Below are 314 nucleotides of genomic sequence, written 5' to 3'. Positions count from 1 at the left end.
TTCCAGATAGATGTAGGCAGCTTTGAGCGACAGGCCGAGCTCGGCTGAGAGGCGTGTTGCCGAGACCACTGGATAGGCTGTGAGCAGATCTATCACCTTGTCAGCGCGCGAGGTGCGACGTTGGCCACCCGATTTTGATCTGGCCTGACGCCAGCTTTGTTCCAGAGTCCGTGTGCGGTCCTCAACGGCCGCGATCTCTTCATTCAGACAGTTCAGGAAAAAAGGGAGCCATTCTGAAGGGCTCCAAGGTGCTTCCGGTACGAAGGATCTGGCTCCAACAAGGGGAAGCGGAAAATGAAGAACATTGGTCAGGC

Annotated in this window: 1 pseudogene; it reads right to left on the bottom strand. The window is 56.1% G+C overall.

Going from position 1 to position 314, the window contains the following annotated elements:
• A pseudogene (locus CSR02_RS02915) lies at positions 1 to 314 on the bottom strand (hypothetical protein); the annotation flags it as partial.

Origin of the sequence: Acetobacter pomorum, from assembly GCF_002738225.1 — a bacterium.
Lineage (GTDB): Bacteria > Pseudomonadota > Alphaproteobacteria > Acetobacterales > Acetobacteraceae > Acetobacter > Acetobacter pomorum.
The sequence above is the reverse complement of the archived record's forward strand: the minus strand, read 5'-3'. Positions and strand labels throughout refer to the sequence as shown.